Origin of the sequence: Flavobacterium sp. CYK-55 (assembly GCF_018413465.1) — a bacterium.
Classification (GTDB): Bacteria; Bacteroidota; Bacteroidia; order Flavobacteriales; family Flavobacteriaceae; genus Flavobacterium.
The window spans coordinates 194,676-209,945 of the sequence record NZ_JAHCDK010000003.1 but is presented as its reverse complement, the minus strand read 5'-3'; the positions used below and the strand labels follow the sequence as shown (position 1 = coordinate 209,945).

The 15,270-nt window shown below is 39.8% G+C and carries 16 protein-coding genes; 10 read left to right on the top strand and 6 right to left on the bottom strand.

The genetic code is table 11. The features are described from left to right. Position 1: 1 nt before the first annotated feature. The 4 genes from KIH23_RS05545 to KIH23_RS05530 form a co-directional block, all read right to left on the bottom strand. Positions 2-1,390, bottom strand: a complete 1,389-nt coding sequence (locus tag KIH23_RS05545) for a bifunctional UDP-3-O-[3-hydroxymyristoyl] N-acetylglucosamine deacetylase/3-hydroxyacyl-ACP dehydratase (protein ID WP_213211829.1) — start codon at positions 1,388-1,390, stop codon at positions 2-4. Between the two features lie 12 nt (positions 1,391-1,402). Then, positions 1,403-2,428 (bottom strand): UDP-3-O-(3-hydroxymyristoyl)glucosamine N-acyltransferase, encoded by a 1,026-nt coding sequence (lpxD, locus tag KIH23_RS05540; RefSeq protein ID WP_213211827.1) that lies wholly within the window; start codon positions 2,426-2,428, stop codon positions 1,403-1,405. A 96-nt stretch (positions 2,429-2,524) separates the two neighbouring features. After that, positions 2,525-3,760 (bottom strand): HD domain-containing protein, encoded by a 1,236-nt coding sequence (locus KIH23_RS05535; protein WP_213211825.1) that lies wholly within the window; start codon positions 3,758-3,760, stop codon positions 2,525-2,527. Between the two features lie 114 nt (positions 3,761-3,874). After that, positions 3,875-4,156, bottom strand: a complete 282-nt coding sequence (locus KIH23_RS05530) for a hypothetical protein (protein ID WP_213211824.1) — start codon at positions 4,154-4,156, stop codon at positions 3,875-3,877. Positions 4,157-4,323: 167 nt separating this feature from the next. Between KIH23_RS05530 and KIH23_RS05525 the strand changes: the two genes are divergently transcribed. Then, a complete protein-coding gene (locus KIH23_RS05525; RefSeq protein ID WP_213211822.1) occupies positions 4,324-4,884 on the top strand; it encodes a GNAT family N-acetyltransferase in 561 nt (186 codons plus the stop codon). A 49-nt stretch (positions 4,885-4,933) separates the two neighbouring features. Here the strand turns inward: KIH23_RS05525 and KIH23_RS05520 are convergent, their stop codons facing one another. Continuing rightward, complete coding sequence (locus tag KIH23_RS05520) at positions 4,934-6,445, bottom strand: S8 family peptidase (RefSeq protein ID WP_249684801.1); 1,512 nt, start codon at positions 6,443-6,445, stop codon at positions 4,934-4,936. Between the two features lie 151 nt (positions 6,446-6,596). On the opposite strand from KIH23_RS05520, the gene smpB reads away from it, so the two are divergent. Together smpB and KIH23_RS05510 are read left to right on the top strand one after the other, a co-directional pair. Further along, a complete protein-coding gene (gene smpB, locus KIH23_RS05515; protein WP_213211820.1) occupies positions 6,597-7,049 on the top strand; it encodes an SsrA-binding protein SmpB in 453 nt (150 codons plus the stop codon). A gap of 37 nt (positions 7,050-7,086) precedes the next feature. Further along, positions 7,087-7,446: a multiprotein-bridging factor 1 family protein gene (locus KIH23_RS05510; RefSeq protein WP_213211818.1), complete on the top strand. Its 360-nt coding sequence runs from the start codon at positions 7,087-7,089 to the stop codon at positions 7,444-7,446. On the opposite strand, the gene KIH23_RS05505 is transcribed toward KIH23_RS05510, so the two are convergent. Further along, the gene (locus KIH23_RS05505) at positions 7,443-8,084 is read right to left on the bottom strand and encodes a protein-L-isoaspartate(D-aspartate) O-methyltransferase (protein WP_213211816.1); all 642 of its coding nucleotides are present in this window, start codon (positions 8,082-8,084) and stop codon (positions 7,443-7,445) included. The genes KIH23_RS05510 and KIH23_RS05505 overlap by 4 nt on opposite strands. 194 nt (positions 8,085-8,278) lie before the next feature. Here KIH23_RS05505 and KIH23_RS05500 point away from each other — a divergent pair, with 194 nt between their 5' ends. The 7 genes from KIH23_RS05500 (at position 8,279) to KIH23_RS05470 (ending at position 15,176) form a co-directional block, all read left to right on the top strand. Beyond that, on the top strand, positions 8,279-9,244 hold the full coding sequence (locus KIH23_RS05500) for a Gfo/Idh/MocA family protein (RefSeq protein WP_213211813.1): 966 nt from the start codon (positions 8,279-8,281) through the stop codon (positions 9,242-9,244). Positions 9,245-9,256: 12 nt separating this feature from the next. Further along, complete coding sequence (locus KIH23_RS05495; protein WP_213211811.1) at positions 9,257-10,150, top strand: 3-hydroxyacyl-CoA dehydrogenase family protein; 894 nt, start codon at positions 9,257-9,259, stop codon at positions 10,148-10,150. Positions 10,151-10,158: 8 nt separating this feature from the next. Continuing rightward, complete coding sequence (locus KIH23_RS05490) at positions 10,159-11,379, top strand: DUF1015 domain-containing protein (protein WP_213211801.1); 1,221 nt, start codon at positions 10,159-10,161, stop codon at positions 11,377-11,379. A 10-nt stretch (positions 11,380-11,389) separates the two neighbouring features. Further along, entirely contained in the window at positions 11,390-12,049 is a 660-nt protein-coding gene (locus KIH23_RS05485; protein WP_213211799.1) for a YggS family pyridoxal phosphate-dependent enzyme, read from the top strand. A gap of 17 nt (positions 12,050-12,066) precedes the next feature. Beyond that, the gene (locus KIH23_RS05480; RefSeq protein WP_213211797.1) at positions 12,067-13,428 is read left to right on the top strand and encodes an exonuclease domain-containing protein; all 1,362 of its coding nucleotides are present in this window, start codon (positions 12,067-12,069) and stop codon (positions 13,426-13,428) included. An 85-nt stretch (positions 13,429-13,513) separates the two neighbouring features. Further along, the gene (gene miaA / locus KIH23_RS05475) at positions 13,514-14,452 is read left to right on the top strand and encodes a tRNA (adenosine(37)-N6)-dimethylallyltransferase MiaA (RefSeq protein WP_213211795.1); all 939 of its coding nucleotides are present in this window, start codon (positions 13,514-13,516) and stop codon (positions 14,450-14,452) included. Then, positions 14,436-15,176 carry an acyl-[acyl-carrier-protein] thioesterase gene (locus KIH23_RS05470; protein ID WP_213211794.1) on the top strand — a complete coding sequence of 247 codons (741 nt, stop codon included), beginning with the start codon at positions 14,436-14,438 and terminating at the stop codon, positions 15,174-15,176. The genes miaA and KIH23_RS05470 overlap by 17 nt, the downstream gene beginning before the upstream one ends. The last annotated feature ends 94 nt before the right edge of the window (positions 15,177-15,270 follow it).

Below are 15,270 nucleotides of genomic sequence, written 5' to 3'. Positions count from 1 at the left end.
TTTATTGTTTTTTTGAGATTTGGGCCATAAGTTCGGCTTCAGCAACCAAACGTCCGTTGGCGTAAGCATTGGCTTGCATATGACAAATACCGCGACGAATCGGACTGATCAAATCGCATTTGAAAATAAGCGTATCGCCCGGTAAAACTTTTTGCTTGAATTTTACATTGTCAATCTTCATAAAGAAAGTCAAGTAGTTTTCTGGGTCAGGAACCGAACTTAGAATTAAGATTCCTCCGGTTTGTGCCATGGCTTCAACAATGATAACACCCGGCATAACCGGTGCGCCCGGAAAGTGTCCGACGAAAAACGTTTCATTCATCGTAACGTTTTTCATACCTACTACATGAGAATCAGACATTTCAATGATTCTGTCTACAAACAAAAATGGCGGACGGTGTGGCAACAAACGCATGATTTCATGGATGTCCATGAGTGGTTCTTTGTTTAAATCATAAGTTGGAACCTGATTGCGCTGCTCAATTTTGATCATTTTTGAGAGCTTTTTGGCAAACTGAGTATTCACAAAATGCCCTGGTTTGTTGGCAATGACTTTACCTTGAATACGTGTGCCTATTAAAGCCAAATCACCAATCACATCCAGCAATTTATGACGAGCCGCCTCATTTGGGTAATGCAAAGTCAAGTTGTCCAGAATACCGTTGGGTTTTACGGCGATTTCATCTTTACCAAAAGCCTTCTTGAGGTTGTTCATGGTTTTTTCTGAAATCTCTTTATCAACATAAACAATGGCGTTGTTTAAATCGCCGCCTTTGATGAGACCGCCATCGAGCAAAGTTTCAAGCTCGTGCAAAAAGCTAAAGGTTCTTGCATCGGCAATTTCGGTTTTGAAATCGCTCATGGTTTTGAGCGTTGCGTTTTGTGTTCCCAAAACTTTGGTACCAAAATCAACCATCGTGGTTACTTGATAATCATCACTCGGCATCACGAGAATTTCGCTGCCGGTGGCTTCATCTGTGTATGAAATAATTTCTTTAACTACATATACTTTTCGTTCGGCGTCTTGTTCAACAATACCCGCCTTTTCAATGGCCTCTACGAAAAATTTTGATGAACCATCCATGATCGGCGGTTCAGAAGCATCTAATTCGATGATTACATTATCAACATCACAACCCACAAAAGCAGCCAAAACATGCTCTGAAGTTTGTATTTTTACACCTAATTTTTCAAGGTTGGTTCCGCGTTGGGTATTCACAACATAATTGGCATCGGCTTCAATAATGGGTGAGCCTTCTAAATCTACACGCACAAAAGTGTAACCATTGTTTTCAGGTGCTGGTTTGAAAGTCATTTTGACTTCTTTTCCGGTGTGCAAACCAACGCCTACCAGCGAAACTTCATTTTGGATGGTTTTTTGTTTAACCATTGTAACTTTTATTTAAGATTCTAATTTCTTTTTAAGATCGTTGAGCTCGTTGACAATTTTAGGCAAATTGCGGAAATGAACATAAGATTTGTTGTAATCACCATAATTAAACGATGGACTTCCTTGTAGAACTTCATTGTCTTTGATGTTTTTTCCTATACCTGACTGAGCTTGAATGCGAACATTATTACCAATAGTTAAATGTCCGGCAAAACCAACTTGGCCGCCAATAATGCAATTTTTGCCAATTTTGGTCGAACCCGCGACTCCAGTTTGTGCGGCAATTACCGTGTTCTCGCCTATTTCAACATTGTGTGCAATCTGTATTTGATTGTCAAGTTTTACGCCTTTGCGAATAACCGTTGACCCCATTGTAGCTCGGTCAATAGTTGTAGAAGCTCCAATTTCTACATCGTCTTCCAAAACAACATTGCCAATTTGCGGAACTTTGGTGTATGAACCATCAGCATTGGGCGCAAAACCGAATCCATCTGCACCAATAATGGCACCTGAATGAATCACACAATTGTTGCCAATTACAGTGTCAGAATATATTTTAGCACCGGCAAAAACAGTAACATTGTTGCCTATTTTTACATTGTCGCCAATAAATGAATTGGGATAAATCTTAACATCGCTGCCCAATACAACGCGCTCGCCCACATAACTAAAACTCCCTAAGTATAGATTTTCACCGTAAGTAGCTGATTTAGAAATAACCGTTTGCTCTTCAATTCCCACTTTACTGGCTTTCATAGCCTGATCGTAGTAGGTAAGCAATTTGGTAAAAGCCAGATAAGCATCTGCCACTTTAATCATGGTTGTGTTTAACGGCGATTCAGGTACAAAAGTATGATTGACAATAGTTATGGTAGCCTGAGTGGTATAAATGTGTGCTTCGTATTTTGGGTTGGCCAAAAATGTAAGTGAACCTTCAGTACCTTCTTCAATTTTTGATAAGGTAGATACTTCGGCAAGAGGATTCCCTACTACTTCACCCTCAAGGATGCCTGCTATTTGCTCTGCTGTAAATTTCATCTGCGGTCTTCTGCGTGTGGCCTTAGTTCAGAATTTTTGTTATTTTAAAACAATTGGCTTTGGACGGACAAAAATATAAAAAATCGCTTTTGTTTGTTAATTTTCGACGAGTTGTTTCGGATAGCAGACGTAATATTTGGTGACTGGTTTTGAGAGCGCTTTTAAATTGAGTTGATCTGAGGCTTCAACAACATCTTCAATAGTTTTGTCTTTTTTAAGAATTCTAATCGGTTCGGCTGATTTATTATAAGCTTGATTTTTGATTTTCCCCTTAAAAATAAAGTACTGAGCCTCTTGTGCTGAGCGCTTGTTTTCTTGTGTAAATCGTCTGTTTAAATCCTCAATAAATGCAGGGTCAAACTTATCGCTGCTGAGCTTTATTTTGAGTAAATCACGATGAATAATCATTTTAGATAAGCTACTCAAAATAAAATCATCGTGGTATTGCCATGCTTTGAGGGCACTCATGATGTCAAAATCATCTAACTCTGCAAATTGATGCAAAACATCGCGGTCAAAATGCGTTAATTCAATTTTATGATTCATGAAAAAAGCCAGAGCATCGCTCGATTTGAGCACAGTGCCTTTGAGAGAAAGTTCTTTAGCTCTTTTTAAAATTTTGGTTAAAATTAGTTCTGCTACCAAGCTGGTTTTGTGCAAATAAGCTTGCCAATACATCAGTCTTCTGGCCATCAAAAACTTCTCGATAGAATAGATTCCCTTTTCTTCCATGACCAAAACATCATCCACTACATTGAGCATTTGAATGAGTCGGTCTGAATTGATATTTCCTTCAGCCACTCCGGTGTAAAAACTATCGCGTTTGAGGTAATCCATTCGATCCATATCAAGTTGGCTCGAAATTAATTGAAGCATGAATTTTCGATGATATTCTCCTTTAAAAACCTGAATCGCTAGCGACAATTGTCCGTTGAATTCACGATTGAGTTCATCCATAAACAACAAAGACAATTGCTCATGACTCACATTTTCAACAATGCTGTGTTCCATCGCGTGTGAAAAAGGTCCGTGACCAATATCGTGCAATAAAATGGCTATCAACAAAGCGTTTTCTTCATCTTTACTGATATCAACTTGCTTAAAACGAAGAACTTCAATGGCTTTTTGCATCATATGCATACAACCTAAAGCATGATGAAAGCGCGTGTGGTGTGCTCCGGGATAAACCAAATACGATAATCCCATTTGAGATATTCTGCGCAATCGCTGAAAATAAGGATGTTGAATTAAATCATACAACAACGGATTAGGAATCGTGATAAAACCGTAAATTGGGTCGTTGAGTATTTTGAGTTTGTTGAGTTGGCTCACGCTGATTTTATTTTGGCCCACAAAGATAGCAGATATGCGCTAAAGAGCTGATATATAAACAAAAAAAACACCGGCTTTTTGAACCGATGTTTTGAAAATTAAAAACCTTTTAAATTATGCTGCGAAATATATTCTGTTGATGGGAATTCCGGCGCCTTGCTTGAGTACAACTTGCTCATCAGTTAACGCCCAAACCGTGGTTTCTACCATTTTTTTGGATTGATTGTCTTCAAAGAAAATCTTAATTTTTGAATGCTCTAAATTGCCCAAAGCCAAGGCGCGTTGTAAATCAACCTTTCGCTGACTGATGGCTTGCGGATTGTCAAGAACGTCTGTGTGCGGAAATTTCAACGAGTGAATTTGCTCTTTTGCAATGTTTTCAAATGATGTTGCCATAACAGTATTTTTTTGGTTAGTAATAGATTAGGGATTGTGAATGTAGTAAAAAAATCTTACAAACCCTTTTCTTTTGTTGATTTATCGATGTATAACGTTAACAGCAAATTTTTCATATACCCTACCTCATAAATTTTTCATAACATTGAACGATTAAAAACAAACTTATGCTCAGCTTCAATTTTAGTCCTTTTCCAAATTTAGAAACCTCGCGTTTATTGCTCAGAAGAGTTACTGCTGATGATGCTCAGCAGATATTCGCTTTGAGAAGTAACCCTGAAACGATGAAGTTTATTCCTCGTCCGTTGGTAACCAATATTGATGAAGCTCTGGAACATTTTAAGATGATTGACGATAAAATCAACAGCAATGAAGGGATTAATTGGGCTATTACACTGAAAGGAAATCCACAACTTATTGGCATTATTGGACATTACAGATTGCAACCCGAAAATCATAGAACTGAAATTGGCTATATGATTTTGCCGGAATACAATGGTCAAGGCATCACCACTGAAGCCATTGATGCAGTTTTAGCATATGGATTTGAAGTGATGCAACTACACTCTATTGAAGCGGTCATTGATCCAGAAAATTATGCTTCTGAAAAAGTTTTAATCAAAAACGGCTTTGTCAAAGAAGCGCACATACTTGAAAATGAATTGTATGAAGGAAAGTTTTGGGATACCGTCATTTATTCGCTTTTAAAACGAAACTTTCGCAAATAAAAAAGCCGCTAGCTTTCACCAACGGCTTGATTGCTAATTATTTTTTTGACTATTGAACAGCCGCTGCTGCATTAATATTTCCGTAGCCTAATTCAGTATTTCTATTCGGATAAAAACTTGCTGACTGACGCATTTTTGCCAAAACCTGATCGCGCGTCCAAGTGGTGTTTTTTGACCAAACCAAAGCGGCTATTCCGGCTGTAGTTGCGGTTGCTACTGATGATCCGCCCACATAATTGGTTTGATTGTCGTAATAACTGTTTACCGGTACGGTATTGCCAGAAGCTGAGCGTTGCATTACCACGGTAAAATCAACTTTACTACCACTGTGACAAACATCGCATTTTTGAGGCGTAGCTCCTTCTTTAACACCCGTTACCGCAACCGTTTCAGGCATCCAAGCCGGAAAAATAACCCCCACAAAAGTGGTAAAACTCGTTGAAGTTCCCGCTGCGCAAAAAATCAACTTTCCTTTGCTGTAGGCATATTTAATTGCATCTTCAATTTTTCCTACTGAAAAAACATAACCCATTGACATGGATATAATTTTTACACTGCTATTGTTGCCTAAAGCAGTAAAAGCTTTTTTCACGCCTTCTTGTTCTTGATAACCATCTAAAACTACATTCGAAGCAGCTCTATAGGTGACCAAATTGGCATTGTAAGCAACCCCTACCGGCATGCCTCGATTATTTCTCGGAGCTGCTGCTACCGAAGCCATACTCGTTCCATGGCCACATTGATCATTCGGCCCATCAGTAGTAGTACTCCAAGGCCAAATAGAATCTACATAAACCCCAAATTTTTGAATGGTTCGTCCGGCAGAATCACCGTTGTTAAAATTAGTTCCGAGCAAAGTCTGATTCGGAGAAACACCAGTATCCACAACGCCAATGGTTACGCCACGACCGGAGCTATAATTCCATGCTGTGGGAATTTGATGCTGATAAAAAGTCCACGGAGCTTTGGCATTAGGTGTTACCGTGGTATAATCGGCAGAACTCAAAGCCACCGAATCAAATCCACAACCTGACGAACCAGATGAACTCGCAGCTGCCGAGCGATTGGCGTTGTTTTTTAAAGCCACATAGCGATAATCTGCGGGTTCCATATATCGGATAAATGGGCTTTTACGCAAAGCAATAATGGTTTCTTGGTTGTGGATGATTACATTCAGTTGGGTTAGATATCGATCAGCCGAAACCAAAACTTTGTCTATCGGCTGATTTTCATATTGAACAATCGTTTGCAGTAATTCGTCTTGAATTCTGGCCTGATTGGCTGATTTGCTTCGGTCAAAATCAGCAGCATTGTTCCCGAAGCCAATACTGACTATAAAGTTGCCTTGTGTGATAGCGCTCCAAAGCATATGAGAAGAAGCTGTTTTCCATCTGAAATCTTCACCAATCATGGTTTTCTTATCAATTTCAGCATTGATTTGGGCGGTAGTTAATGGCTCTTTTTGTGCCGAAGGAATTGAAATTTCTGATTCTGAGTTGTGGTCAGAACAAGCCACCGCAAAGGCCAGAATCAAACTGAATTGAGCTAGTTTTTTCATCATAAGTCATTGTTTTATTGAAGGTTGAAAACGAATGTACTCAAATATTTCATCTAAAACAATCATCACAAACTAGTTTATTCACTATTTATTTAACAACAATTTACCGCCGGGCATTTTGGCAAAGCCTGATTTGTATTAACTTTGGCGGCCAATGCAAAAAGCTGCCAACATACTCAACAAACGCGCTCGTTTCGATTATGAAATTCTCGAAACATATACTGCCGGCATGGTGCTCAGCGGAACTGAAATTAAATCGATTCGTTTGGGTAAAGCCAATATTGCTGAAGGTTTCTGTGAATTTAGCGGTCATGAACTTTTTGTGATCAATACTTATGTTGAAGAATACGCTTTTGGCAACCAATTCAACCACAAAGCCCGAAGTGAGCGTAAATTATTGCTCAACAAACGCGAGCTTAAATCACTGCACAAAAATGTTCAGGTCAAAGGTTTGACGATCATTCCGCTCAGATTGTTCACCAACGAAAACGGCTTAGCCAAACTTGAAATTGCGCTATGCCGCGGAAAGAAAACCTACGACAAACGCGAATCACTCAAAGAACAAGATACCAAACGCGATCTGGACCGACTTAAAAAGAGTTTTTAATTTTGGATTGACTAAATTTATCTTCAGATAAGTCAATATGAAAAATCTGCTCAAAAATGGCCGCGAAAAAACCGGATATTCTACCCGAGAAGTATCCATGCTTCTGAACATTGACCAAGCTTTGATCAGCAAATTTGAAAACGGACAACGCCTGCCCACACGCACGCAAATCAACCAACTTTCTGAACTTTTAAAAATTGATTTAGAATTGCTTACAGTAGCGTGGTTCAAGCAGAAGATACTCAAAGAAGTCAATAACGATGCTCTTGGTTTGCGCGCGCTCAAAGAAATCGAAAAAGAACTTTCGCCTACAGATTCATCAGCCTTAGACGAACTGTTTCATGAAATGGAATCGCTCAAAAATAAAATGGAAAGCCTGCGCCAAAAAGGAGTTTAATTTTTGTTTTCTAAAAGCGGAACAAATCTAAATTCACCAAATTCGTGCTTTTCAAATTGAGTGGCATTTTTGCGAATAAGCATGGTCATGATTTGGTGTTTTTCACCCAGCGGAATCACCAAACGTCCACCAATTTTTAGTTGCGCCATGAGCGCTTGCGGAATAATCGGAGCGCCGGCCGTAACAATAATACTGTCAAAAGGTGCGTGATTCGGCAAGCCTTTATAACCATCACCAAAAGACAAATGTTTGGGGCGAATATTCAGTTTCGGAAGCAAAATAGACGTTTGTTTGAACAACTCATTTTGGCGTTCAACGCTGTACACTTTAGCGCCCATCACACACAAAATAGCGGTTTGATAACCCGAGCCCGTACCAATTTCAAGAATTTTATGATCTTTTTGCACTTCAAGCAATTGGCTCTGAAAAGCTACCGTATAAGGTTGTGAAATAGTTTGACCCGCGCCAATCGGAAATGCCTTGTCTTGATAGGCAAAATCTTCAAATCCTGAATTCAAAAACAAATGGCGCGGCACTTTGCGAACCGCTTCTAGAACGCGTTCATCGGTGATGCCTTTCTCTTTGAGCTGGTTAGCCAATTGATTCCTGAGTCCTTGATGTTTACTGGTATCTCTCACCTTTTCTGAATATTTTTTGGGCGTAAAATTCTGTCGGCAAATATAATTTTTTGAAGCTTTTTCCCGCCATTCGCTCTATCTTTTTTTTTCGTTCCTCCAAAAAAAGGATGCTGCTGCTGTCGGGGCTAAAATATTCAGCTTGGCAGAATCATTCCAATCCAATTAATTTCTATTTTTGCTCAAAACTATAGTATATGTTAAAAGTCGGCGTACTGGGTGCCGGTCATCTCGGTAAAATTCACCTGCGTTTATTACAACAATCTGAAAAATATGAATTGGTTGGTTTTTATGATGAAAACCCGGAATATGCCGAAAAAATAGCTGCCGAATTTGGCTACAAGCGTTTCGATACCATCGCTAAACTTATCCATGCCGTTGATGTTATTGATATTGTAACACCTACCCTTTCACACTACAAATGCGCCAAAGTAGCCATCAAATCGGGCAAGCATGTATTTATTGAAAAACCCATTTCAAATACGGTTGAAGAAGCCGAAGAAATCATCGCGTTAGCTAAAGAATACAACGTCAAAGGACAAGTTGGCCACGTAGAAAGGTTCAATCCGGCTTTTATTGCCGTCAAAGATCAAATTGAAAATCCGATGTTTATTGAAACGCATCGTTTGGCTGAGTTCAACCCGCGCGGCACCGATGTTCCGGTGGTTTTAGATTTGATGATCCACGACATTGATGCCATTTTGAGCGTTGTAAAATCAAAAGTAAAAGCGGTGCACGCCAGCGGCGTATCGGTTTTGAGCCAGTCTCCTGATATTGCCAATGCGCGTTTAGAATTTGAAAACGGCTGTGTGGCCAATATTACTTCAAGTCGTATTTCGATGAAAAATATGCGCAAGTCGCGCTTCTTTCAAAAAGATGCCTATATCTCGGTTGATTATCTCGATAAAATCTGCGAAGTGGTTAAAATGAAAGACGCGCCTGAAGTGCCCGGTGATTTTGACATGATTTTACAAAATGCCGAAGGTGAGCGCAAACAAATCTATTTCAACAACCCTGAGGTTGCGCCCAACAATGCTATTTTAGATGAACTCGAAACTTTTGCCGATGCCATCAACAAAAACACCACACCTATTGTTACGCTCGAAGACGGAACCGAAGCTTTGCGCGTAGCCTATCAAATCATTGAATCTTATCAAAAATAAAATACACACTTTATGAAAAATATTGCAGTTATCGGCGCAGGAACTATGGGCAACGGAATCGCTCATACTTTTGCCCAAAGCGGATTTACCGTAAAACTCATCGACATTTCTGAAAAATCACTCGACAAAGGCATGGCTACCATTGCTGCCAACCTAGACAGAATGGTTGCCAAAGGAACCATCACCGAAGCCGACAAGCATCAAACCATTGGCAACATCATCACCTATACCGACATTAAAGACGGCGTAACCGGAGTTGATTTGGTGGTGGAAGCCGCTACCGAAAATGTCGATTTAAAACTCAATATTTTTAGACAACTCAGCGAAGTTTGCGCGCACAATACCATTTTGGCAACCAATACTTCATCTATTTCTATTACCCAAATTGGTGCTGTGGTGGTGCATCCGGAGCGCGTGATTGGAATGCATTTTATGAATCCGGTGCCGATTATGAAATTGGTTGAAATCATCCGCGGATATAATACTACGGATGAAGTCACCAAAATCATCATGGAATTATCGGTAAAATTGGGCAAAGTTCCGGTTGAAGTAAACGATTATCCCGGGTTTGTGGCCAACCGTATTTTGATGCCGATGATCAACGAATCAATTGAAACTTTATACAACGGAGTAGCCGGCGTTTATGAAATTGACACTGTGATGAAGCTTGGAATGGCACACCCGATGGGCCCGTTGCAATTGGCGGACTTTATTGGTTTAGATGTTTGCTTGGCGATTTTAAATGTGATGTACGACGGATTTAAAAACCCAAAATATGCGCCTTGTCCGCTACTGGTAAACATGGTGCGCGCCGGTAAATTAGGCGTTAAATCAGGCGAAGGTTTTTATGACTACAGCGAGAGCAAAAAGGCCGAAAAAGTAGCCAAAATGTTTGCTAAAAACTAAATCAAAAAGTGTCACAACTCATTCCATTTAAAGCAGTTCGCCCTACGCCCGATAAAGTCGGATTGGTGACTTGTCGTACGTACGATGATTACAGTCCTGCTGAACTAGCAGCTTGGCTTGATTTTAATCCGTTTTCATTTTTACATGTGCTCAATCCGGCTTATGTAAATGCACAAAAAATCGGATTAGAAAAACGCTTTAAGAATGTTGCGCACAAATACCACGATTTTAAAGCTGAAGGTGTTTTTGTTCAAGATGAAACGCCTTGTATTTATTTATACGAAATCAAAAATAAGCTACAAAGTTTTACAGGTTTTGTAGCCGGAACTTCGATTGCTGATTATCAGAACAACATCATCAAAAAACACGAAGATACGTTTCAGTACCGCGTTGAATTGTTCAAGGATTATTTACACCAAACGCGTTTTAATACTGAACCTGTTTTGATCATGTATCCAGACCAATTTGAACTTAATCATTGGATACAACAAAAAAAGACAACAAAGTCATTATACGAGTTTTCAACTACCAACAAAGAAAAGCACACGCTCTGGAAAATAGAGCAAGCTGACGAAATCTTCTGGTTGCAAAAACAGTTTGAGCAAATTCCTGAATTATACATTGCCGATGGTCATCACAGATCGGCCTCGGCTGAAATGCTCTACGAACAAGACCGCGCTCAAGGCGATGAACGACTTGATTTTTTCATGAGTTTTTTAATTGCTGAATCAGACATTAAAATCTACGAATTTAACCGTATGGTGCGCGACCTCAATGGTTGGTCAGCAGAAGCTTTTCTTGAAAAACTCAACGAAAATTTCATTGTCAAAGAAAAAGGTCACGAAGTTTGGAAACCCGAGAGCAAATACGAATTTGGTATGTATCTGAACGGAACTTTTTATGCCTTGTTTTACAGACAATCAACTGAAAATTCCACTGAAATTCTAGATAATCTCGATGCGCAGATTCTGTATGACCAAGTGCTCAAACCGCTGTTGGGCATCTATGATTTGCGCAATGATGAACGGATTGATTATTTACCTGGAAAACAATCTATTCACACCCTCAAAGAAATCATTGACGAAGGCGAGTTTGATGTAGCTTTTATGCTCTACCCGACTGCTGTTTCTGAAATTAAAGCTTTGGCAGATGCTTCACTGATTATGCCTCCAAAAAGTACTTATATCGAACCTAAGTTCAGAAGCGGACTTTTGATTTATGAACTTTAATTATAATCAGATGTCAATTGCACAAAACCTACAAAAAATAAAAGCCGAACTGCCTGAACAAGTTACTTTGGTAGCGGTCTCAAAAACCAAACCTACTGAAGATATTCTTGAAGCATACCAAGCAGGTCAGCGTATTTTTGGCGAGAATAAGGTTCAAGAAATGACCGATAAATGGGAACAATTACCCAAAGATATCCAATGGCATATGATTGGTCATTTACAAACCAACAAAGTCAAATATCTCATCCCTTATGTACAACTGATTCACGGGGTTGACAGTTTGAAATTGCTGCAAGAAATGAATCGTCAAGCGGCGCGATTCAACAAAAAAATCAACTGTTTGTTGCAAGTACACATTGCACAAGAAGATACCAAATTTGGTTTTGACGCCGCTGAAATAGAAGATTTATTACATAGCGAAGAATTCAAATCATTTCAGAATATTGAAGTGCGCGGTTTTATGGGCATGGCCAGCTTTACAGACAATGAAACGCAAATCAAAGCTGAGTTTAATTCACTCAAAAATATTTTTGACCAATACAAAAACTTGACTTTACCCCATTTTAAAGCCGAAATTTTATCCATGGGCATGTCAGGCGATTATGCCTTAGCCATTGAATGCGGCAGTAATATGGTGCGCATTGGCAGCAGTATTTTTGGCAGCAGATAAATTTAAGAAACAGATAAGTGTACGCAATCCTCGACATAGAAACTACCGGTGGCGCCTACAACGAAGAAGGCATTACTGAAATTGCCATCTATCGTTTTGATGGGCACCAAGTCGTGGATCAGTTTATTAGTTTGGTCAATCCTGAAATTCCGATTCAGCCGTTTGTGGCCAAACTCACCGGAATCAACAACGCTATGTTGCGCTCGGCCCCGAAGTTTTACGAAGTAGCCAAACGCATCATCGAGATTACGCAAGATTGCATCATCGTGGCGCATAATGCCTCGTTTGATTACCGCATTCTCAGAACCGAATTCAAAAGATTAGGCTATAAATTTGAGCAAAAAACACTTTGCACGGTTGAACTTGCCCAAGAATTAATACCGGATCAAAAATCATATAGTTTAGGAAAACTCGTTCGCGCTTTGGGCATTCCGATGGCCGATCGTCACCGAGCCAGTGGTGATGCTATGGCTACAGTAAAGCTATTTAAGTTGCTGCTTGATAAAGATGTAGAGAAAAATATTTTACAAAAATATATTCAGACTGAAGTTATCAAAGGCATGGCACCTAAACTCGCTGATATCGTTGAGAGTTTACCCTCGGCCACCGGTGTTTATTATATGCACCGCGAAGACGGAAAAATCATCTACATCGGCAAAAGCAAAAACATTCGTCGCAGAGTGAACCAACATTTTACGGGCACAACCAACAAATGCAAAAAAATTCAGCTTGAAGTGTTTATGGTTACCTATGAAGAAACCGGAAGCGAGCTCATTGCGCTACTCAAAGAAAGCCAAGAAATCAAAGTCAATCAACCTATTTATAACCGTTCGCAGCGCAAAAGTATTTTTCAGTGGGCGCTTTATGCCGAAACTGATGCGCAAGGATATATCAATTTAAAACTGCAAAAAGCCGACGGTCGCAAAAAAGAAATCACAGCTTTTACTACTTTTCAAGAAGGTAAAAATGCTTTGTTCAGAATTTCGGCCCAGTATAAATTGTGTCAAAAACTAACCGGAATTTACAACACTAACAGCCATTGTTTTCAGTATACCATCAAAGAATGCAACGGCGCGTGTATGGGTCAAGAATCTCCTGAAGTGTACAATCAGCGCGTGATGGAATTCATCAACAACCATCAGTTTGAAAACAAAACTATGGTCATCATCTCGCGCGGGCGAAACGTCAACGAGCGCTCAGCGGTTTTGATCGAAAACGGCATCTACAAAGGCTACACATTTTACGATCTCAACTACCAAATTCGCAACATCAAAATCCTCAAAAACATCTTAATTCCGATGCAAAACAATCGCGATGTGCGCATGATTATTCAAGGCCAATTGCGCAAAGACAAGCATTTAAAAATGATGTATTTTTAGGCAGCTATTCCCGCTGTTCGTTGTATCTTTGGCGCTTCAGAACGCCGCCAAAGGATGCCACTTCCATCGGGGCTGATTGTTGTATATGAAACACCTCATTGTTATTGTTGGGCCCACAGCCATCGGAAAAACTGCTTTGAGCATTCGTTTGGCTCAGGTGTTTGGTGCCGAAATTCTCTCTTGTGACAGCCGACAATTTTTCAAAGAAATGAACATCGGTACAGCTGCACCAACTTCAGACGAGCAAGCTGCTGCTCCCCATCATTTTGTACAACAATTGTCTATTCACGAACAGTACACCGTGGGTGATTACGAAAAGCAAGCTGTTGCCCTACTCGACCAATTATATCAAAAAAATGATGTTGCCATTATGGTAGGCGGCTCAGGTTTGTATGTAGATGCGGTGCTCAAAGGTTTTGATACTTTTCCGGAAATAGCTTCAGAAGTTCGTCAAACTGTACAACAACAATATCAAGAAAAAGGATTGGCCTATTTGCAAGAACAACTCAAGGTTTTAGACCTAAAATATTACGAAAAAATAAGCGCTAAAAACCCGCAAACACTACTTAACCCACAGCGTATGATGCGGTTTGTAGAAGTTTGTTTGGGCACACAAAAACCGTATTCGTCTTTTTTGAATCAAAAGCAAACGCAAAGAAACTTCACGCCTATCATCATAGGTTTAGAGGCTGAACGCTCGGTTTTGTATGACCGCATCAACCATCGCGTTGATTTGATGATCGGGCAAGGTTTGTTAGATGAAGCCAAAAGTTTGTATCCGTACAAAGATTTGAATGCGCTGCAAACAGTGGGTTACCGCGAATTGTTTGCTTATTTTGATGGTCAAGAATCTTTAGAAAAAGCTGTAGAAAATATCAAAACCAACACACGTCATTTTGCCAAACGTCAACTTACTTGGTTTAGACGCACGCCAAATGTTGTTTGGTTTGATTACACCACCGATGCAGAAAAAATAGTAGCATTAATTCAGCAAAAAATAAAAGAAAATGCCCATAGTGCCTGATTTTAGTTCTATTTTAAAAGTTGATTGGGACATTAATTTTATACAGTGTATGCCCAATGGTTTGCTCAAATACACTGAATTGTGTCAACTCATGCAGCTTACAGCCGCCAGACATTCAGAATTGGGCGGTATTAGTTTTACTGATATGCAAGTGCATGACCAAGCTTGGGTACTCAGTAGAATGCGTGTTGAAATTAATAAACTTCCGCGTTGGAGAGATCAGGTAACCATTAAAACTTGGATTAATTCATTAGAAAATTCACGTTCAGTTCGCGCATTGGAATTGTGGGTAAACAATGAAAAATATGTGGGCGCTGAAACTTTTTGGGCTGTATTCAACACGCGTTCACGCCGGCCTGAAGGTTTGATTTTGCCGCATGAGCATTTTGAAAAATTCCCTGATTGGCGCGCAACGCAAAATACTTTTGACAAAGTTTTACCGGTTTCTGACACGCCAGTTTTATACAAACACCGTGTGGCCTTATCTGATTTGGATATTGTCAACCATGTGAACCACGTAAAATATTTGGAATGGTGTTTAGATGTTTTGCCTAAAGAAATTTTACTGGAACAAAAAATCAAAGCTTTTGATATGAACTTTATCAAAGAATTATCGTGGGGCGATGAAATTGTTGTGCGCGGAAATTTAGATAATCATCCTGTGAAGATGAGCATTCATCGCGGTGATTCGGCGGTATTTAGTTTGGCTTTGGAACAGGATTGATGAGTTATTCGTGCTGCCCTAGCCCCGATTGAAGCAAAGTGCCGTGCACTGCGAAAAGCGGGATTAAGCTTCTCATAAAAAAAGCCCTGATTAC

Bases quoted from the DNA above. Each gene is read 5' to 3' on its own strand.
- KIH23_RS05510 (WP_213211818.1), top strand. From the start codon at position 7,087: ATGAAAAATCTGCTCAAAAATGGCCGCGAAAAAACCGGATATTCTACC.
- KIH23_RS05495 (WP_213211811.1), top strand. From the start codon at position 9,257: ATGAAAAATATTGCAGTTATCGGCGCAGGAACTATGGGCAACGGAATC.
- KIH23_RS05530 (WP_213211824.1), bottom strand. From the start codon at position 4,156: ATGGCAACATCATTTGAAAACATTGCAAAAGAGCAAATTCACTCGTTG.
- KIH23_RS05485 (WP_213211799.1), top strand. From the start codon at position 11,390: ATGTCAATTGCACAAAACCTACAAAAAATAAAAGCCGAACTGCCTGAA.
- KIH23_RS05525 (WP_213211822.1), top strand. From the start codon at position 4,324: ATGCTCAGCTTCAATTTTAGTCCTTTTCCAAATTTAGAAACCTCGCGT.
- miaA (WP_213211795.1), top strand. From the start codon at position 13,514: ATGAAACACCTCATTGTTATTGTTGGGCCCACAGCCATCGGAAAAACT.
- KIH23_RS05500 (WP_213211813.1), top strand. From the start codon at position 8,279: ATGTTAAAAGTCGGCGTACTGGGTGCCGGTCATCTCGGTAAAATTCAC.
- smpB (WP_213211820.1), top strand. From the start codon at position 6,597: ATGCAAAAAGCTGCCAACATACTCAACAAACGCGCTCGTTTCGATTAT.
- KIH23_RS05470 (WP_213211794.1), top strand. From the start codon at position 14,436: ATGCCCATAGTGCCTGATTTTAGTTCTATTTTAAAAGTTGATTGGGAC.
- lpxD (WP_213211827.1), bottom strand. From the start codon at position 2,428: ATGAAATTTACAGCAGAGCAAATAGCAGGCATCCTTGAGGGTGAAGTA.
- KIH23_RS05545 (WP_213211829.1), bottom strand. From the start codon at position 1,390: ATGGTTAAACAAAAAACCATCCAAAATGAAGTTTCGCTGGTAGGCGTT.
- KIH23_RS05520 (WP_249684801.1), bottom strand. From the start codon at position 6,445: ATGATGAAAAAACTAGCTCAATTCAGTTTGATTCTGGCCTTTGCGGTG.